General features: G+C 31.7%; 18 protein-coding genes. 11 read left to right on the forward strand and 7 right to left on the reverse strand.

What is annotated here, in order from left to right; translation table 11 throughout:
• Positions 1-47 precede the first annotated feature (47 nt).
• Entirely contained in the window at positions 48-2,900 is a 2,853-nt protein-coding gene (locus H526_RS29740) for an alpha/beta hydrolase family protein (RefSeq protein WP_051336261.1), read from the forward strand.
• Here the strand turns inward: H526_RS29740 and H526_RS0120680 are convergent.
• Positions 2,878-3,426: a GNAT family N-acetyltransferase gene (locus tag H526_RS0120680; protein WP_035086143.1), complete on the reverse strand. Its 549-nt coding sequence runs from the start codon at positions 3,424-3,426 to the stop codon at positions 2,878-2,880. The genes H526_RS29740 and H526_RS0120680 overlap by 23 nt on opposite strands.
• 66 nt (positions 3,427-3,492) lie before the next feature.
• On the opposite strand from H526_RS0120680, the gene H526_RS0120685 reads away from it, so the two are divergent.
• On the forward strand, positions 3,493-4,833 hold the full coding sequence (locus H526_RS0120685) for a DEAD/DEAH box helicase (RefSeq protein WP_027394772.1): 1,341 nt from the start codon (positions 3,493-3,495) through the stop codon (positions 4,831-4,833).
• 154 nt (positions 4,834-4,987) lie between these two features.
• Here H526_RS0120685 and H526_RS0120690 read toward each other — a convergent pair whose 3' ends face one another.
• The 4 genes from H526_RS0120690 to H526_RS0120705 all read right to left on the reverse strand — a co-directional run bounded on the left by H526_RS0120690 (position 4,988) and on the right by H526_RS0120705 (position 7,738).
• The gene (locus H526_RS0120690) at positions 4,988-6,301 is read right to left on the reverse strand and encodes a metallophosphoesterase (RefSeq protein ID WP_027394773.1); all 1,314 of its coding nucleotides are present in this window, start codon (positions 6,299-6,301) and stop codon (positions 4,988-4,990) included.
• A gap of 188 nt (positions 6,302-6,489) precedes the next feature.
• A complete protein-coding gene (locus H526_RS0120695; protein WP_027394774.1) occupies positions 6,490-6,693 on the reverse strand; it encodes a helix-turn-helix domain-containing protein in 204 nt (67 codons plus the stop codon).
• Positions 6,694-6,695: 2 nt separating this feature from the next.
• On the reverse strand, positions 6,696-7,214 hold the full coding sequence (locus tag H526_RS0120700) for a DUF2975 domain-containing protein (RefSeq protein WP_035086146.1): 519 nt from the start codon (positions 7,212-7,214) through the stop codon (positions 6,696-6,698).
• Between the two features lie 2 nt (positions 7,215-7,216).
• Complete coding sequence (locus tag H526_RS0120705) at positions 7,217-7,738, reverse strand: DUF2975 domain-containing protein (protein ID WP_027394776.1); 522 nt, start codon at positions 7,736-7,738, stop codon at positions 7,217-7,219.
• Positions 7,739-7,888: 150 nt separating this feature from the next.
• Here H526_RS0120705 and H526_RS0120710 point away from each other — a divergent pair, with 150 nt between their 5' ends.
• From H526_RS0120710 to H526_RS0120725, 4 genes are all read left to right on the forward strand, one after another.
• Positions 7,889-9,052: an aminotransferase class I/II-fold pyridoxal phosphate-dependent enzyme gene (locus tag H526_RS0120710; protein WP_027394777.1), complete on the forward strand. Its 1,164-nt coding sequence runs from the start codon at positions 7,889-7,891 to the stop codon at positions 9,050-9,052.
• Between the two features lie 14 nt (positions 9,053-9,066).
• Positions 9,067-9,708: a dethiobiotin synthase gene (gene bioD / locus H526_RS0120715; protein ID WP_027394778.1), complete on the forward strand. Its 642-nt coding sequence runs from the start codon at positions 9,067-9,069 to the stop codon at positions 9,706-9,708.
• On the forward strand, positions 9,705-10,970 hold the full coding sequence (gene bioA / locus H526_RS0120720; protein WP_027394779.1) for an adenosylmethionine--8-amino-7-oxononanoate transaminase: 1,266 nt from the start codon (positions 9,705-9,707) through the stop codon (positions 10,968-10,970). The genes bioD and bioA overlap by 4 nt, the downstream gene beginning before the upstream one ends.
• 116 nt (positions 10,971-11,086) lie before the next feature.
• Positions 11,087-11,848 (forward strand): hypothetical protein, encoded by a 762-nt coding sequence (locus H526_RS0120725; RefSeq protein ID WP_027394780.1) that lies wholly within the window; start codon positions 11,087-11,089, stop codon positions 11,846-11,848.
• A gap of 77 nt (positions 11,849-11,925) precedes the next feature.
• Here H526_RS0120725 and H526_RS0120730 read toward each other — a convergent pair whose 3' ends face one another.
• Together H526_RS0120730 and H526_RS0120735 are read right to left on the reverse strand one after the other, a co-directional pair.
• On the reverse strand, positions 11,926-12,363 hold the full coding sequence (locus H526_RS0120730; RefSeq protein ID WP_027394781.1) for a cytochrome c oxidase assembly factor Coa1 family protein: 438 nt from the start codon (positions 12,361-12,363) through the stop codon (positions 11,926-11,928).
• 64 nt (positions 12,364-12,427) lie between these two features.
• Positions 12,428-13,375, reverse strand: a complete 948-nt coding sequence (locus H526_RS0120735) for a hypothetical protein (protein WP_027394782.1) — start codon at positions 13,373-13,375, stop codon at positions 12,428-12,430.
• Positions 13,376-13,493: 118 nt separating this feature from the next.
• Between H526_RS0120735 and H526_RS0120740 the strand changes: the two genes are divergently transcribed.
• The 5 genes from H526_RS0120740 (at position 13,494) to H526_RS0120760 (ending at position 18,749) form a co-directional block, all read left to right on the forward strand.
• Positions 13,494-14,675, forward strand: coding sequence for a sensor histidine kinase (locus H526_RS0120740; RefSeq protein WP_245591222.1), 1,182 nt, complete (start codon positions 13,494-13,496; stop codon positions 14,673-14,675).
• Positions 14,665-15,375 carry a LytR/AlgR family response regulator transcription factor gene (locus H526_RS0120745; protein WP_027394784.1) on the forward strand — a complete coding sequence of 237 codons (711 nt, stop codon included), beginning with the start codon at positions 14,665-14,667 and terminating at the stop codon, positions 15,373-15,375. The genes H526_RS0120740 and H526_RS0120745 overlap by 11 nt, the downstream gene beginning before the upstream one ends.
• Before the next feature lie 86 nt (positions 15,376-15,461).
• Positions 15,462-16,622 (forward strand): beta-ketoacyl synthase N-terminal-like domain-containing protein, encoded by a 1,161-nt coding sequence (locus H526_RS0120750; protein WP_027394785.1) that lies wholly within the window; start codon positions 15,462-15,464, stop codon positions 16,620-16,622.
• Positions 16,623-16,724: 102 nt separating this feature from the next.
• On the forward strand, positions 16,725-17,828 hold the full coding sequence (gene bioB / locus H526_RS0120755) for a biotin synthase BioB (RefSeq protein WP_027394786.1): 1,104 nt from the start codon (positions 16,725-16,727) through the stop codon (positions 17,826-17,828).
• A gap of 54 nt (positions 17,829-17,882) precedes the next feature.
• On the forward strand, positions 17,883-18,749 hold the full coding sequence (locus H526_RS0120760) for a cupin-like domain-containing protein (protein WP_027394787.1): 867 nt from the start codon (positions 17,883-17,885) through the stop codon (positions 18,747-18,749).
• The last annotated feature ends 57 nt before the right edge of the window (positions 18,750-18,806 follow it).

The raw sequence follows: 18,806 nt of genomic DNA on the forward strand, positions 1-18,806 counted from the left end.
GTAGGTAAAACGTTTTATACATTTCGGGGAAAACATAGCTAAACGTAATGATTAAGAACATAATTGCTCTATTTTTTTTCAGTTTTACAACATTGATTTTTGCTCAGAAACGATCTTTGACCCATGATGATTATGATTTATGGAAGAGTATTACTGATACCAAAATTTCTAATTCAGGGAAATTAATAGTTTCCGTGATTGAGACCGCTACAAAAAGAGGAGATGGCTATATAGAGATTTATAATACAGAAAGTAATAAAAAATTCACTTTTTTTAACGGATATGATTCTTCGATCACAGAGGATGAGAGTTATGTAGTTTTTAAACGAAAACCGAAGTATGAAACTGTACGAAAAGAGAAAAAGAAAAAATTAAAAAAAGATAAAACTACAAAAGATGATCTTTTTGTTTACGATGTAAAAGCCAATAAAATTTATGACTCTATTACAAGAGTAAGCTCTTATAAAGTTCCAGATGATTCTAATGGTTGGCTGGTAATAGAAAAATTTAAGAATAAGAAACCAGAAAAAAAGAAAAAGGATACGCTAAAGGCTAAAGCAAAAGATACAGTAAAACTTAAATTAGGAAAGGCATTTAAACAGAACTACGTGCTGGTATATGATCTAAAGACTAAGGAGCGAGATACTATTTTGCAGATCAAAAATTTTGTTCTTTCAGAGAAGGGAAAAAAGTTCTATTATACTAAGAAAGATGAAAAGAAAAAGAAAAAAGATATAGGAGTATTTGAATATGATATTGTTTCTAAATCCAAGTTTTTGATAGATTCTACTAGATATATTTATAATAAGTTGTCGGTTGATAAGAGTGGAGAACATTTTTCATTTATAGCTGCTAAAGATTCCACTCATGTAGATTCTTTACAGTATGAGTTATTCTATTATAAAAATCAAAAGCTAATAGATTTAGTTGATGTTTTAGGGAAAAATCTGAGAAACAATTGGGAGTTAGAAGATGATCAGACATCCTTCTTTTCTGAAAACGGTAGTAGACTTTATTTTTATTCTAAACCTAAAGTAGAATTTATTCAGGATACGACACTTTTAGAAGATGAAATTCCGCAAGTAGATGTATGGAATTGGAAAGATAAAATGATACAGCCCGAACAAAGTGCACGGTTTGAGGAATTAAAAAAAAGGGCGTTTATCTCATATTATGACACAGAGAAATCGTCTGTAGTACATATACAGGATGATACATTTGAGGATCTTATTTTCGATAAAGATCAACAGCAAAAATACATATTAGGAGCTACAGGAACCCCCTATGATAGTGAGCGTTCTTGGTTGTTGCCTTGGACCAGAGATTTTTATGTTATAGATACATATACAGGTCAAAAACGTTTAGGACTTACCAAAACTGCTTTACGACCTTTTTTGTCCCCAGATGGGAGGTATGCATTATATTACGATATTTTTAAGAAGCATTGGTTTTCCTTGGAATTATCTACTCTAAAGAAAGTTAATCTTACAGAAAAAGTAAAAGTTGCTTTTTATGACGAAGATGACGATCATCCAATGCTACCCTATCCTTATGGTTTTGGAGGTTTTGATAAAGATGGGAATGGCTTAATTTATGATAAATTTGATATTTGGAAGGTTTCTATGTCTGGAGAAACTAAGCCTATTAATATTACTGCCATTGGTAGGAAAAAGAACATAGAATATAGAACAGAAAGGTTAGATTCTGAAAATCGAGATAATGCATCTTATTCTGGTCAAGATTTATTGATTACAAGTTTTGATAAGACTACTAAATCCTCTGGGTTATATGTTTTGAGAGATAATAAATTAGTTGAAAAAATTAAACCTACTGAGTTCTTTTTAGATGAATACAACAAAGCAAAAAAAGGAGAAGTTATTACTTTTAGGAAACAAAATTTTAATACGTTTCAAGATCTACATTATACCAATAATAATTTTGAAAATATAACCCAAATAACAAAGGCTAATCCTCAGAAAGAAGAATTTAAATGGGGTACTGCAGAGCTTTTTAGTTGGAAAGCTTATGATGGTACCAAACTAGATGGAATTATTTATAAACCAGAAGATTTTGATCCCTCTAAAAAGTATCCTCTTATTACTTATTTTTATGAAAAGAGGTCCGATAGTTATAGAACATATTATACACCTAGACCAAGTGCTTCTATCGTAAATCCATCATATTTAGTAAGTAATGATTATATTATGTTTGTACCAGATATTGTGTATGAGGATGGAAAACCTGGTCCAAGTTCATATAACTGTGTAGTCTCTGGAGTAGAAGCTTTAGAGAAATTAGGCTATGTAGATAGTGAGAACATAGGAATTCAAGGTCAGAGTTGGGGTGGATATCAGGTAGCATATTTAGTAACTGTGACTAATAAGTTTAAAGCGGCAATGGCAGGAGCTCCAGTAAGTAATATGACATCTGCATACGGAGGAATTCGATGGCAATCTGGACTGAGTAGAGCATTCCAGTATGAAAGATCTCAGAGTAGAATTGGAAAGAATTTATGGGACGGTTTTGATTTATATATTGAAAACTCTCCGTTATTTGGAATTCCTAAAATAGAAACTCCCTTACTTATGATGCATAATGATAAAGATGGAGCAGTTCCTTATTATCAGGGTATAGAAATGTTTATGGGTATGCGTAGATTAGGAAAACCTGCTTGGTTGTTGGTATATAATGATGAAGCACATAATCTTAGAAAAGAAAAGAATAGACAGGATTTATCTATTAGAATGATGCAATTCTTCGATTATTATTTACAAGATAAACCAGTGCCAACATGGATGACAAAAGGTGTTCCTAGGATTGATAAAGGAAAAAATCTTGGGTATGATTTAGATAAAAAACCTGTGGAGGTAGAAAAAATTACTCCCAGTTCCAATAGATAATATGCCAAGATATCTGGTCAGCTTCATAAATTAGGAGTGTTTTGAAACCTATAGCATTGTGAGCGTTTAAGGAGCGTATGTTGTCTGAAGCTACTTCAGTAATTAAAAGATCGTATGTATTCTGTAGTTTGGTTTTCATATGTTGATATAAACCTCTAAAAACACCTTGGCCGCGATACTCTTTATCAACACAAACTTGTCCCATTACGATATATTTGTTTGGTTGATCTAATGAGTTTTCTATTTTTTTGAACATAGGTTTGAGAACTTCAATATCATTCCCAAAGTCCGAAGTCATACATAACGCATAACCAATAACTTTACCGTGATCTTTAGCAATAATATGAGGTTGTTGGTCATTCATCTTTTTTAAGATTTCAAAATCATGTTCTACCGTAACAAAACCTTCTTTTTTCTTCTCTTCTGAGGAAATTAAAGTAGTTAGGTTTTTTTGTTGAAGGAGAAGGATTTGTTCTAATTCTTCGTGAGATGTTACAGTCGTATATTTTAGATGTTGAATAGTCATCTTTTTAACTTTAGAATTTAGATATAAAGATAGTATTATACACCTATCTTTGACCAAAATATTTTTATGTCAAATCAGTTTTTAAATCTAGGAGTTACTGCTCCTTTGCAAAAGAGTTTAGAAGACTTAAAATTTTCTACTCCTACAGATATTCAGGAGAAATCAATTCCTGTTTTGTTACAAAAGAAAGATGATTTTGTAGGATTAGCAAAGACAGGAACAGGGAAAACAGCAGCTTTTGGTTTGCCTTTATTACAATTAATTGATTTAGATACTCCAAAAGTTCAGGCGGTAATCCTTGCTCCAACAAGAGAATTAGGACAACAGATTTATGATAATTTAGTGTCCTTTTCTACCTATTTACCTACCATGTCGATCGCTTCTATATGTGGAGGAATTCCTATTAAACCACAAATAGAACGTTTAAAAAACACCACTCATATCGTAGTGGCAACTCCTGGACGTTTAATTGATTTAATAAAGCGTGATAAAATTGATATCACAGCTGCTGATTATTTGATTCTTGATGAGGCTGATGAAATGATGAATTCCTTAAAAGAAGGATTAGATGAAATCGTTGCAGTCTTACCAAAGAAAAGAAGGACTATTTTGTTTACTGCTACAATGCCAGGGACCATAAAGCAATTAATCCAGAATTATATGTCTAAACATGTGATTCAGGTGACTGCAGATATGGAAACGATTGGTCATCAAGGAATCGATCATCAATATGTGGTTGTAGAGCCTATAGAAAAATTAGAAGTTCTCATGCATTTTCTTAGTGCTAGAGAAGGAGAGCGTGGGATTATTTTCTGTAAAACGAAAGCGGCAGTTAATAAATTGGCAAAAAACTTAGCAATTAACAAGTTCTCTTCAGGAGCACTTCATGGAAGTTTATCGCAGTCTATACGTGATAGGATAATGGGGCAATTTAGAGAAGGTCATATTAATATTCTTGTCGCTACAGACTTAGCTGCTAGAGGAATCGATGTAAAAGAGATATCCTATGTGGTGAATTACCATTTACCAGATGTGTATGATACCTATGTACATCGTAGTGGACGAACGGCAAGAGCTGGAGCCAAAGGGCTTTCATTAACAGTATTGCAAAAAGAAGAAGTTGAGGATTTAGCCGAATTTACAGAAGAATTAGGAATTACATTTAAGGAATTCAAAAAGGCAGATCCGCAAAGTATAGAAGAGAATAATACACTTTTGTGGGCTAAGAAAATATTTAAAACTAAGCCCAATCATGATGTGTCAGCTGAGTTTAAAGAAAAAATTAAAACTGTTTTCCATCATCTTACAAAAGAAGAATTGATCGAGAAAATACTAGCTAATCATTTGAAAGAAAAAATGAATATTGTTTCTCTAAAAGAAGAAACTCCTAAAAAGAAAAGGAGATAGTTATATGTAATATCTTATTGATAATTATTAGAGGATAAAAAAGAAACTGTAATTGTGCAGCTTGTCTATACAATTACAGTTTCTTTTTATAATTATAATGTAATATGAACCTAACCTTTCATGCGGAGAGATCAAAGGAAATACTGTCTAAATTTTAATACGGATGACTAATTGAAGAGAGTCTAATAATATTTCCTATTGTAGATGTTATCATTTTCCAATCGTTTATTTTACCAAAAGAAAAATCTCTATGATACATATTGTGAGTATTTTCTTGCTTAATAATACCAATATCAACGACGTTTAATGAGCCGTTTTCAAAAACTAAAGCTTCAGAAGATGTCTCGATAGCATTAATATCATATATCTTTCCATTATAAAGAGGTTTGATTTTCGCAACATTTGTATGTCCAACTATGATTTGGGATGCATTATAGGTATCAAGAATAGTATCGATTTGTTGTGGAGTTGCTTTTTTAACTTCATCGTTTTGTCTAACGTAACCTCTGTATTGCGTAACACCTGTTTTTCCTAAAATAACCTCTTTTAGGTTATCATCTACTGATTTGTTTTCCCAATAATCCCACATTGCTTGATTAATTTGCTGTAAACTAAAGTTTTTGTTAGCTGTATCTGGACTTATTCCGCCATGGGTAATAATCATAGAACCAACTTTAACAATAACGGGTCGAGTTCTTAGCCATTTTCCTAAATAGGTTTTATCAGAAAAAGCATCTTTAAAAGACATCATTTGTTGTATTGCGTATAGGTTAAGAGGATCTACTCGACTAAAATTTCCTTTAAGAATATATTGTTCGTGATTTCCAATAAGATAATGTATCATACCGCCAGCTTCTCTTGCTTGTTCTGATAGAGCAACTATTTTCCATAAGACTTTACTAACTTCATTACCACGGTCAACCATATCGCCTGCAATTACTAAATGGTTTTTATTAAAGTTCCAATTTCCTTCAGAATTAATAACATTTAGATTCTTTAGCGTACAATCCATGTATGTATAATCTCCGTGAATATCACTTATAAATGCAATTTTATCAGGAGCATTGTTTATTTCAATTGCAGGTTTGTTGATTTTTGGTAACATAAAATCTAGTTGTTTATCTCCTGTATATATGCTAAAATTTTTAATACTGTTATTGTAATTTTTGTGGTGTACAGTACCATTAAAAAACCAATCCACTGATATGTCCTGATTTTTATCATAAGTAACTATAGGTCCTTCTATAAAATCCTTAGTAAAACTGGTAGAATCAGCGGTACCTGATAAGTTGATATTGATATCTATAAATTTTTCTTTTATTGGCACTTGAAGTGAGGTGTATATTCCATTTTCAGAAAAGAAAACAGAACTTTGATTGAGCTTATACAAGATAAGAGTAAGCATAATTAGAATTATACCTAAAACTGGATAAAAAATGAATACGCGTATTTTTTTTGATTTTTTCATGAGTTTAATTTTTAAAATGAGACAAAGGAGTGACCTATCGAGGCTTTTTGTGAGCTCAATAAATTGATAGTTAGAATCCTTGGAATTCTATAGAATTTTAGTAATGGAAAGGGTTTTTACATAAAAGTATCTAAGAATAGGCTAAGTAATAATGCGATTGATTTCATTTGATTGATTGGTTTAAAAAATTAAGGTTGGTATTCCAGAATATCAGATGGTTGACATTCTAATGCTTCACAGATTGCTTCTAAAGTAGAAAAACGTATAGCTTTAGCTTTTCCTGATTTTAGAATAGATAAGTTGGCCGTAGTTATGCCTATTTTTTCTGCCAACTCTTTACTTTTCATTTTTCGCTTAGCGAGCATAACATCTAGATTTATAATTATTGGCATAGCTATATTGTTAGTTCGTTTTCTTCTTGTAGTGTAAAACCTAATTTGAATATGGTAGCAATAAATGCTGCAAAAATACCTAATCCCAAGTGTAGCAGTCCAGGAGTTATATCGTTAAAAACAATTTTGTTGCTTATCAGAATTCCTATAATTACATAAGCTATGGGTAAAATTAGATTTAATATGGTAAACCATCTTAAGTATTTTATAGCTTCTTCTGTAAAAAGTTTTTCAGCACTAAATGTTTTAAAAATCAAAGATAGTACTAAGAAAAACGCTGAATACAGTATTAGAAAACAGAAAACACCTATAAATGTAATTGTATTATAACCTCCTTTTATCATAGAAGTCGTAAAAGGGATGTATATCTGCAATTCATCTGATTCCGTGATAATAAAATTATTACTTACTAAGGATACTATTAGAAATAGTAGAAAAGCTCCATACCCCATCATTATTAATCGTGTACTATAGAATAATACAGTTGATAGGGATTTTTTTCCAAACATTTTTAGCTCCATAATTATACAGTTAATTGGTTTTCGGATTGAATTTCTACTCCTCTTTTAAAGATGAATGCAATAATAAAAATAATTCCAGCCATGAAAAGGAATTCAGAACTTCCCCAGTCTAATTCAAATATAAATCCCTTTTTTTGTAACCACTTGCAATAGTGATTTGCTATATATGCTAATAAACCTGTCCATAAGGATACATAACTAATAGAAGAAATTAATCTGGCTACAGCTTTGGTAAAGGGTTTATCAAAGTCAATTATTGAAAAAATCTTAATTACTAAATAGAACAAATAAGCTTTTAGAGCAGTTACTGAAATAATTAATGATAATACAAAAGTATAATACTTAACAGAAGACTCGTAAAGATTAGACAAGTCTATATCTAGATATAAGTTTTCTGTGGCTTCTGGGTTTATTAATAGACTAATTCCTCCAGATATTAGTAAGGCTCCTAGTTTGATACATAAGCCAATAAATAATATCCAGGATACTATTTTCATTAATGTTATAATTCGTTTTGTTTCCATAATTATTATCGTTTTACGATAACAAATATATAAAAATTATTGAAAAACAATAATTTTTTATCAAAAAAGAATACTTAATTGTTGTTTTTCAAAATTACAAGTATAAGCTAGAATAATTCTAATGGTTCCATTTTATTGTATTTTTACGGCATGAATGGTTTTCCAAAAAAACTTGAGAAAAGACTTAAGGATAGAGAAGATAATATGGCATTACGCAGCCTTTCTGAACAAGCTGCGGTAATAGATTTTGCATCGAATGATTATATAGGTTTTTCTTCTTCTAAGTTAATTTTTGATAATACTCATAAATCATTAATAGAAAAAGGGATTCATCAAAATGGCGCTACAGGTTCTAGATTATTGTCTGGGAACCACCCATTATATGTTGAAACAGAAACAATGCTTACCACTTTTCATAATGCCGAAGCTGCTTTGATTTTTAATTCTGGATATGACGCAAATGTTGGTTTTTTTTCATCTGTTCCACAAAGAGGCGATATCATTTTATACGATGAATTTATACATGCTTCTATTCGAGATGGAATAAAGATGAGTAATGCTAGGTCTTATAAATTTAATCATAATGATATAGATGACTTAAAACAAAGGCTTCAACAAACTAGGGAGAATAAAAAAAGTAGTAGCGAACCTTTAGAAGTGTATGTCGTTACAGAATCGGTGTTTTCCATGGATGGAGATACACCTGATCTAGGTGCTTTTAGTACATTTTGTAAAGAGAATAAGTGTCAGCTTATAATTGACGAAGCTCACGCTACAGGAGTTTTTGGAGATAATGGTGTTGGTCTTGTCCAACAATTAGGATTGGAAGATAGCGTATTTGCTCGTATACATACATTCGGAAAAGCGATGGGTTGTCATGGTGCGGCTATATTGGGATCTTCTGAGTTGAAAAGCTATTTGGTAAATTTTGCCAGAAGTTTTATTTATACTACTGGATTACCTCCTCATTCTTTAGTTACAATTCAGACTGCTTTGATAGAACTCCAGACAACATTGGAAATTGAAAAGTTAAAACAGAACATTTTATTTTTTCAGCAAAAATTAGAGGAAACAAAACAGCGATCTCTTTTTATAGAAAGTAATTCAGCAATTCATTGTTGTGTTATTTCTGGTAATGAGAGGATAAAAAAGATTGCATCGCAAATACAGGAAAAGGGTTTTGATGTTAAGCCGATTATGTCGCCTACAGTTCCTGATGGAAAAGAACGATTACGATTTTGTCTGCATAGTTATAATACAAAAGAAGAACTTGCTGAAGTTTTAGAGTTGTTAGCTACCTTTACCAAAAATTAAAAACACATCATATCATGTCTAGTAATTCTGAGACAAAGTCAAAAAAAATATTCATTACTGGTATTGGAACCGATGTCGGAAAAACGATTGTGTCGGCTATAGTCGTAGAGGCATTAGAAGCAGATTATTTTAAACCAGTTCAAGCAGGAGATCTTACATATTCAGATACAGATAAAGTAAAAGAATTAGTGTCTAATACTACTTCAAAATTTCATCCAAATAGTTATGCATTGCAAACTCCAATGAGTCCTCACGCAGCAGCAGAAATTGATGGGGTTACAATAGATTTAAAAACAGTAAAATTGCCGGAAACTAATAATGATATTGTTGTTGAAGGAGCGGGAGGATTATTAGTTCCTCTTAATGAAGAAGAAACTATTCTAGATCTTATAAGTTCTGATTATAATGTAATAGTTGTTTCTAGACATTATTTGGGCAGTATAAATCACACATTGCTAACAGTAAAATTATTACAAGAAAAAGGATTTGATCCGGTAATTATTTTTAGCGGAGAAGAGCACGTAACTACAGAAGATATTATTCAGAAAATGACAGGTGTTCGAGTTATAGGTAGAATAGATAATGAACCTTATTTTGATACTATGGTGGTAAAAGAGTATGCATCCGTTTTTAAAGATAAATTAGAAGCTTTATGAATTTAAAAGAAAGAGATAAGAAACATCTTTGGCACCCATTAACACAGCATAAAATTCATCCAGATGCATTGCCAATAATAAAAGCAGAAGGAGCTTTGCTATATGACGATCAAGGGAAAGAATATATTGATGGGATAGCTTCTTGGTATACCGCTATGTATGGACATTGTAATCCATATATTTTGAAAAAAGTAGAGGAACAAATGCGTAGGTTAGATCAGATTGTTTTTGCAGGGTTTACGCATGAGCCTGCAATTAAGCTTTCTGAAGAACTGATTGATATATTGCCAAATAATCAGGAAAAGATATTTTTCTCTGATAATGGATCTACAGCAAATGAAGTAGGGATTAAAATGGCATTGCAATATCATTTTAATAAAGGAGAAAAAAGAAATACGATTATTGCTTTTCAGGATGGATTTCATGGAGATACATTTGGAGCTATGTCTGCATCAGGATTATCTGTTTATAATGGTCCTTTTGAGGATTTTTTTATTGATGTACAACGAATTCCAACACCAAACAAAGAAAATTTTGATGAGGTAATAAAACAATTACTAGGGATTATCAATTCATACAATGTAGCTGCTTTTATCTATGAACCTCTTGTACAAGGAGCTAATGCTATGCATATGTTTGATACAGAGTGTCTTAATGAAATTCTAAAAATTTGTGCAACGAATAATATCATTACCATTGCTGATGAGGTGATGACCGGTTTTGGTAAGACGGGAAAACACTTTGCCTCAGAATATATAGAAACCAAGCCTGATATTATTTCTATGTCTAAAGCTTTAACTGCTGGTTTTGTGCCTATGGCTGTTACTAGTTGTACTCAAAATATATATGATGCATTTTTAGACGATTCTATTGGTAAAGCATTCTTTCATGCACATACATACTCTGCGAACCCAATAGCGTGTTCTGTTGCAATAGCCGGAATAGAACTTTTGAAATCCCAAGAAATTCAAAATAACATTAATACTATTATTAAATCACATCAGAATTTTGATGCGATCATACGAAACCATTCTAAGGTAAAAACTACCAGACAAAAAGGAGTTATTTATGCGTTAGATTTGGATATAGAGATGGATCGTTATGGCAAAAAAAGATATCAGATATTTGATCATTTTATGAAAAATGGGGTTTGTCTTCGTCCGTTAGGAAAAACAATCTATCTATTACCGCCTTATGTTATTAAGAAAGATCAGTTAGATAAAATTTATGATACAATTATTTCTGTTTTAAACTCTTTGTAAACAGATAGCTATAAAATAACTATAAAATTTGATCAAATTTTAGGGTAACAAATATCGCTTTTAAGACACTAACTATCGACTTCGTGTATAGCGAGGATAATTAAACCCATTTAATAATGAAAAAACTTTTATTTCTATCTGCGATTACAATTTTTGCAAGTTGTGATAGTGATTCTGTCTCTGATGAATTTGATAATGCCAACGGGGATACTGCAAAAAAATTAATAGAAAGCGTTGAATTTAACCCTGCGCAAGTTGACGAAGAAGATCAAGTGTTTACAGTGAACTACGATGCCAATAATAAAGTAACAAGTGCATCTAACGGAATCGAAACCGCTGTTTTAGTGCATGAAAACGACGAATTGTCAACGATTACAGGAGATGGTGATCCTTTTAGTTTAAGTGAATTATATCAAGATCCATATGATGCGTTCGAAACAGGAGATGTATTAGAGTATGATATCAGTGGAAACCCAATTTCCATTAGTGTACTCGAGGAGTATTATGAATACAATCAAAATACAGGAGAGTATGAAGAAACTATAGAAGAATATATTGCAACAATAACTTATGATGCTGCGCCGAATCCTTATTTCTACACTTTTGAAGCTGCCGGTTTAATTGAGGTTTTAGATAAAGTTCAATTAAACTTTAGTATGATGCCACAAAGTCCTGAAATTGTTAGAGCACGTGCACTATTTCCTTTAAATAACATTAAATCTATTGTTTACAAGGATGAAGTTGGTGAAGTAGTTGGCGAACTTAAAATTGAATATGTATACGATGCAGATAATTATCCAACTTCTGCAACATTAACTGTGATTGATGAAGATGAGTTGTCTTCAGTGTATACAATAACATATACTTATAAGCAATAATCTTGTAGAGCCTATTCAAAAAAAATAAGAGGACTTCTTGAAAAAGAGCCCTCTTATTTTTTATAATACTTTTTGGGTTAATTTTCTTCTGATCCTTTTCCCCACAATAAATCGACTTGTTCGTTTGTTTCTTCTAATATTACATATAGTTCAGAATACGTCCAAGTGTCGTTTTGTTTAGTACCAACAATGTATATTTTAGCTTCTCCATTAGGACCTTTGATTGGGATAGAGATGTCGGCAGAACCTTGATCATTTTCAAATTTTAAACTACCATTCATTATACCATTAGTTTCTATTGGCTCTCCTAACATTTGTACGATATACTCATCTTGTTGTGCTTTTAAAAGGCCGTCTTGGTATGGTCCAGAGTTTGTAAAAGCTTTAGAAACCCCGAAGACAACTGAGCCAAGGAATACAAAGAAAATGACGATTATAGTAAAACAACCACCAACTGGTACTACCCAAGGCCAATTTCTGCTAAACCAACTTTTTTTAGATATTTGTTCTTCCATAGTATAAAGTGCTTTTTGGTTACTCTATAGGTAGGAATTTTTGCTGTTTTGTTACAAGATATATTTATTCATAAAGATAGTTTCCTGCCGCGTCACCCATTTTTCTCATATTATGACCAACATTAGGAATTATTTTTAGCTCCCAATTAAATGGATATCCCATTTCTTTGGCTTTTGATTTGGCTACTTTAAAAAAGTACTTTGCTCTTGCCAATCTATGTAATCCTTGTTTATCAACAGTTTTGGAACGCAGTAAAATTCCGCCGGTTTCATTTTCATTATCTAATTCTCCAACAAAAATTATTAGCTTTTGTAGAAAAGCTTTTTTTAATTCTTGTTTCGAAAGGTTAAGATCTTCTATACCAAATGGATATTTTGTATCAAAGTCGGTTAATGTATAGCTACCAGAGTTTGCAGCAACTATTTTATTTGCTTTCGATTTGGTATGCAAAATAGCAAATCGATGTAATATCTGCCCTCCTGCGGAATGTCCGAATATATCATAACTTTTTTGAGAACTATTTAGAGCAGCTATTGCTGATTCAAATATGGTATCGAAATCATGATATATCCATGTTGTTTTATCTAAATTTAGTTGAATAGAAGTTTTGTCTTCATCAAGAAAGACCTGATTTGTATTTTCGATGAAAGATATGCTTTCGCGGGTATTTACATCTTTGACAATTCCTCCTAGATGATAATCCTCATACTGATATTCTATTTCAGGATAACTGGGAGATAAGATTAGAATATTGTGCTTTTCAGATTCTTCAATCCAGCTATCTCGATAACTATCACCATTTCTGCCAGACCCAGGAATCACTAATAAGACCTTTGATGAAGGATTGAATTTTTTTGGTTTGTAATAATGAACCGTAATGATTTTGTTTTCATTCCCTTTACCTCCTTTAATGGTAAATATTCCGGGGCCTTCTAGGATAGATATTTTTTTATTTTGACCAAATGTAAAAGATACACAAGCTAAAATTATAAGGTATACTATTCGTTTCATTTTGATATAATTTTTAATGTTTTATCAAAAATTGGAAATTTATAACCTATTATTTTTTGATATCGATTACTTAGATAAGTAAACGCCTAGAAAAGTGGTTTTCAAAGACCTATTGTATTTGTCATTAAAACTCGATGATTCATTGGTTTTATGGAGTTATTCGTCGATAGTTAAAAATAATCTAGACATATTTATTACTTTAGATTATATGGTTTTTGATTGGATCTTTTTGGAAAAATTAATAGTAAGACTACAGAAAAAGGAATGGACGAGACATTTGATTTTTTGGGTTGTAGTAATTCTAAGTTTTATTGCAAGGGACCGAATCCTTGATGAACATACTTTGTATACATCTTGGGTTCGTCAGCTATGTCTTTTAATTCCACAACTAATCGGATCCTATTTTTTAGCATATTATTGGATCCCAAAATATATTGTTAGTAGTAAGAAGTTTCTATATATATTATTTCTGTTTTTGACTGTATACGTGACTATTGTTTTAGCGAGATATTTAATTATTCATGTTTCAGAAACACTTACCAGAACGCTGCCTTATAGGCAAGAGTCTTTAGTAGAAATAATATTGGATTGGAAGAAATTATTATCAGAATACTTCACTCCTATTTATGCTGTAGTATTAGGATTCCTTTTTATAAAATTCTTTATTCATTATATGGAGGCTAAACAAAAAACGTTACAAATCGATAAAGAAAAAATTGAAACAGAATTAAATTTATTAAAAGCGCAACTAAACCCGCATTTTTTGTTTAACACCTTGAATAACATTTACCTTTTAGCATTAGAAAACTCTTCCAAAACAGCTTATTCTATTGAAAAACTATCTGAGATTTTAGATTATATTTTGTACCGATGTACGGATAAATACGGTTCTTTAAAAGGTGAGGTAAAGATGTTAGAGAACTATATAGAATTAGAAAAGTTAAGGTATGATGATCGATTACAGGTGACTCTAGAAAAGCATATAGAAAAAGATATAAATATAGCACCACTGATTCTACTCTCTTTTGTAGAAAATGCTTTTAAGCATGGTGCTGGAGAAGATAGTGGTTCTCCTAAGATCGATATTTTGATTAGTTATACTAACGGATTATTTATATTTAATATCTCTAATACCGTTGATGCTGTCCCAGATGATAGTCAAAAAAAGAAAATTGGACTTGCCAATATCAAAAAGCAGTTAGATTTATTATATAATAACCAATATAAATTAGAAATAAATAGCAACCAGAAAAACTTGTTTGTGGTCGAGTTGAAAATAAAAATTACTAATGAAAACTAGATGTTTACTTGTAGATGATGAACCACTGGCAATACGGCTGCTAGAAAACCATATTTCTAAAATAGATTCTTTAGAGATAGTTGCTACTTGCAATAACGCAATCAAAGCGCTAGAGATTTTAAAAAAAGAGAAGGTTGATTTATTATTTTTAGATATAAAAATGCCAAATATTACGGGGTTAGAATTTTTAAAAACCATAAAAACTCCTCCAAAAACTATTATTACTACTGCATATAGAGAATATGCGCTAGAGGGATATGATTTAGATATTTTAGATTATTTACTGAAGCCCATTACGTTTGAAAGATTTTTTAGAGCAATAGAACGTTTTTTTAGAAATGAACAAGAGACGATTTTGTTTTCTGAAAAGAATAAGGAATCTACAGAAGAATGTTTACTTGTAAAAACTGGAAATAAATATCATAAAATACATCCTGATGATATTATGTATGTAGAAAGTCTAAAGGATTATATAAAAATATATACGAATACAAAAGAGATACAAACGAAATATAAAATCAGTGATTTTGAAAAAGTACTCCCCGAAAAATCATTTTTAAGAATTCATAGATCTTTCATCATTAATTTGGATAAAATAACGGCCTATACCCAGCATGATATAGAACTTGGTCTTATAGAAATTCCTATTGGAATTAGTTATAAGGAAAAAGTATATTCTCATCTAAAAATCAAAAAGTAATTTGATAATTATGATCCTATATCAATTAATAAATTAACAGTTGAACATGCGAGAACAAACCCCTACATTTGTTCAAAAATTAAGTGTTGCAAAACCCAATATCGATAACTGGAATTTCATCTATATCCCCTCTAGGAATTTCATCTGAGGAGATCTGGAACTTATATAAACAATCATCACATCGGATTACTTTTGAAGACTTTGCTGGAAGTATAGCGCCAGTTGCAAAATTAAATTCAATATCAAGAAAAGAAATAGAAAAACTGAAGGAAAAGAATTCTCAATATGCTTCTTTGGATGATTCTGTTTTGTTTGCTTTATTAGCAGCAAGAAATGCTGTAAAAGATGCGAACTGGGGAGATGAAGTAGATTTTGGAATTAATGTTGGATCTTCTAGAGGAGCAACGAGTCTTTTTGAAAAATATCATAAAGAATTTATAGAAACTAATCAATCCTCTACATTAAGTTCGCCAACAACTACATTGGGTAATGTATCTTCTTGGATTGCTCAGGATTTAGGATCTAATGGGCCGGATATAAGTCATTCTATTACCTGTTCTACTGCTCTGCACGCAGTATTAAATGGTGTTGCTTGGTTACAATCTGGTTTAAGTAATAAGTTTTTAGTTGGTGGTAGCGAAGCTCCTTTAACTCCTTTTACTATCGCCCAAATGAAGGCTTTAAAAATTTATGCATCAGAATCTAAAGATCCTTATCCTTGTCAGGCAATGAACTGGGATAAAACTAGTAATACAATGTTTTTGGGAGAAGGTGCTGGAGTGGCTTGTTTGGAAAATGGAATTTTAGAAAACGCTATTGCGTTGATTACAGGAATTGGATATGCTACTGAATCATTAACACATAATATATCCATATCTACAAATGCGGATTGTTTCCAGAAATCAATGAAGATGGCCTTAGGAACTACGAAGGTAGAAGCTGTTGATGCAGTGGTTTTACACGCTCCTGGAACTGTAAAAGGAGATCAAGCAGAATATAATGCAATTAAGGCTGTTTTTGGAGAAGCTGTTCCTGCGTTAACAACCAATAAATGGAAAATAGGTCACACATTTGGAGCTAGTGGAATTTTAAGCATGGAATTGGCTGTTTTAATGATGAAACATCAGGAATTTATATCAGTCCCTTATATAAAGCATAATGTAATTCCTAAAAAATTGAATAAAATTATGGTAAACGCTGTCGGATTTGGAGGAAATGCGGTTAGTATTCTGTTAGAACTACCATGAAAGTTAATATAGATTGTTATTAAAACTATCGAATTTGATAAAGCTAATTTGTGTTTTTTGATTTTAAACAATTACTTTTGAAAATTCACATACCATTGATTTATGAGCGTTATTAGACACGATTGGACATCACAGGAAATATTAGATATATACAATAAACCATTAATGGAGTTGCTTTATGAAGCGGCATCTGTACATCGTGAATATCACGATCCAAATACAGTTCAAGTTTCTACATTACTATCTATTAAAACAGGAGGTTGTCCAGAAGATTGTGGGTATTGCCCTCAAGCTGCAAGATATCATACTGATATAGAAGGTAATGATTTAATGAGTGTACAGCAAGTAAAAGCACAAGCGCTTCGAGCTAAAGCATCTGGGAGTTCTAGAGTATGTATGGGAGCTGCCTGGCGTAATGTAAAGGATGGACCAGAGTTTGATAACGTATTAGAGATGGTGAGAACTATCAATAAGTTAGAGATGGAGGTTTGTTGTACATTAGGTATGATAACAGAAAATCAAGCTCAGAGATTGGCAGAAGCGGGATTATATGCTTATAATCATAATCTAGATACATCAGAAGAATATTATAAAGAAGTGATTTCTACCCGAGGTTATGAAGACCGTCTTCAGACTATTGATAATGTGCGTAAAACTAACGTTACTGTTTGTAGTGGAGGAATCATTGGAATGGGTGAAAAGGCTGAAGATCGTGCTGGTATGTTGGTAGCTTTAGCAAAATTAAGTCCACAGCCAGAATCTGTTCCTATTAATGCACTTGTAGCAGTTGATGGTACACCACTGGAAGATCAAACACCTGTGGAAATTTGGGATATGATTAGAATGGTAGCTACAACTAGAATTGTAATGCCACAGACACAAGTAAGACTTTCGGCAGGGAGAACGGAAATGAGTAGAGAAGGACAAGCTATGTGCTTTTTTGCAGGAGCAAATTCAATTTTTGCAGGGGATAAATTATTGACAACTCCTAATCCAGATGTTAATCAGGATATGGAAATGTTTAAAAAATTAGGATTGAACCCACAAAAACCATTTGTTAAGAAGGCACAACCCGATACAGTTGAAGCTGAGAACTCTAAGTTTGAAGCTAAAGGAGAAAAACCTAAATGGTCTAGGCCTGAGCATATCATTGAAAAGAATGAACTTGCTAAACAAAAGGGGAAAGAAGCTTTACTTAATAAATAATTTTGAAGTTTAGTAAACTTTGAAAAACAAAGTTTTAGAATTATTTTTTAGTTAGTGGGATTAAATTTAGAGCAAATATCAAGAGTAGAAACAATTACTAAAGAAGAATTTTTGAGGGATTATTTTATTCCTCAAAAACCGGTAGTAATAGAACGACTAATTGAAGATTGGCCGGCATATCAGAAATGGAATTTAGATTATATTAATGAAGTTGCTGGAGATAAAGAAGTGCCTTTGTTTGATGATAGACCGATAAATTCTGAGTTTAAGTTTAATGAGCCCCATACAAGCATGAAAATGAGTGAGTATGTGGACCTCTTAAAAAAGAAACCTACCAATTATAGAATTTTCTTGTATAACTTGTTGAAAGAGGTGCCAAAACTTAGAGAGGATTATAAATATCCTGAAATAGGATTGAGACTACTAAAAAAAATGCCTTATTTGTTCTTTGGTGGTGGCGGTTCCAAAGTATTTATGCATTATGATATAGATTTAGGTAATATTCTTCACTTTCATTTTCATGGAGAAAAACAATGTATTCTGTTCCCTCCTTCGGAAACGAAGTATTTGTACAAGGTCCCTCATGCATTAATCGCCCATCAAGAAATTGATTTTACAAATCCCGATTTAGAAAAATGGCCTGCTCTTAAGAAAGCAAATGGATATATTGCAAATCTTACACATGGCGAAACGTTGTATATGCCAGAAGGATATTGGCATCAAATGACTTACCTTACTCCCGGATTTTCAATGAGCATTCGAGCAATGGCAACTAGATTTGGGAATATGAATAAAGCAGCATACAACATTCTTTTTATGCGCTATTTCGATAATGTTATGCGCAGGATTGGAGGTCAGAAATGGATGGATCATAAAAATGAGTTGGCTATTAAAAGAACCAATAAACGGAATAGCTTATAATTATAGAAAGCTTGCAACCTTTTTAATTTCTTTTTGTCTTTATTATTAGAAATTATA

This window comes from Aquimarina latercula DSM 2041 (assembly GCF_000430645.1).
In the GTDB taxonomy this organism is placed as follows: Bacteria; Bacteroidota; Bacteroidia; order Flavobacteriales; family Flavobacteriaceae; genus Aquimarina; species Aquimarina latercula.

What these genes read in the sequence shown, in the direction of transcription:
- H526_RS29740 (WP_051336261.1), top strand. Translation starts at nt 48, where the DNA reads ATGATTAAGAACATAATTGCTCTATTTTTTTTCAGTTTTACAACATTG.
- H526_RS0120680 (WP_035086143.1), bottom strand. Translation starts at nt 3,426, where the DNA reads ATGACTATTCAACATCTAAAATATACGACTGTAACATCTCACGAAGAA.
- H526_RS0120685 (WP_027394772.1), top strand. Translation starts at nt 3,493, where the DNA reads ATGTCAAATCAGTTTTTAAATCTAGGAGTTACTGCTCCTTTGCAAAAG.
- H526_RS0120690 (WP_027394773.1), bottom strand. Translation starts at nt 6,301, where the DNA reads ATGAAAAAATCAAAAAAAATACGCGTATTCATTTTTTATCCAGTTTTA.
- H526_RS0120695 (WP_027394774.1), bottom strand. Translation starts at nt 6,693, where the DNA reads ATGCCAATAATTATAAATCTAGATGTTATGCTCGCTAAGCGAAAAATG.
- H526_RS0120700 (WP_035086146.1), bottom strand. Translation starts at nt 7,214, where the DNA reads ATGGAGCTAAAAATGTTTGGAAAAAAATCCCTATCAACTGTATTATTC.
- H526_RS0120705 (WP_027394776.1), bottom strand. Translation starts at nt 7,738, where the DNA reads ATGGAAACAAAACGAATTATAACATTAATGAAAATAGTATCCTGGATA.
- H526_RS0120710 (WP_027394777.1), top strand. Translation starts at nt 7,889, where the DNA reads ATGAATGGTTTTCCAAAAAAACTTGAGAAAAGACTTAAGGATAGAGAA.
- bioD (WP_027394778.1), top strand. Translation starts at nt 9,067, where the DNA reads ATGTCTAGTAATTCTGAGACAAAGTCAAAAAAAATATTCATTACTGGT.
- bioA (WP_027394779.1), top strand. Translation starts at nt 9,705, where the DNA reads ATGAATTTAAAAGAAAGAGATAAGAAACATCTTTGGCACCCATTAACA.
- H526_RS0120725 (WP_027394780.1), top strand. Translation starts at nt 11,087, where the DNA reads ATGAAAAAACTTTTATTTCTATCTGCGATTACAATTTTTGCAAGTTGT.
- H526_RS0120730 (WP_027394781.1), bottom strand. Translation starts at nt 12,363, where the DNA reads ATGGAAGAACAAATATCTAAAAAAAGTTGGTTTAGCAGAAATTGGCCT.
- H526_RS0120735 (WP_027394782.1), bottom strand. Translation starts at nt 13,375, where the DNA reads ATGAAACGAATAGTATACCTTATAATTTTAGCTTGTGTATCTTTTACA.
- H526_RS0120745 (WP_027394784.1), top strand. Translation starts at nt 14,665, where the DNA reads ATGAAAACTAGATGTTTACTTGTAGATGATGAACCACTGGCAATACGG.
- bioB (WP_027394786.1), top strand. Translation starts at nt 16,725, where the DNA reads ATGAGCGTTATTAGACACGATTGGACATCACAGGAAATATTAGATATA.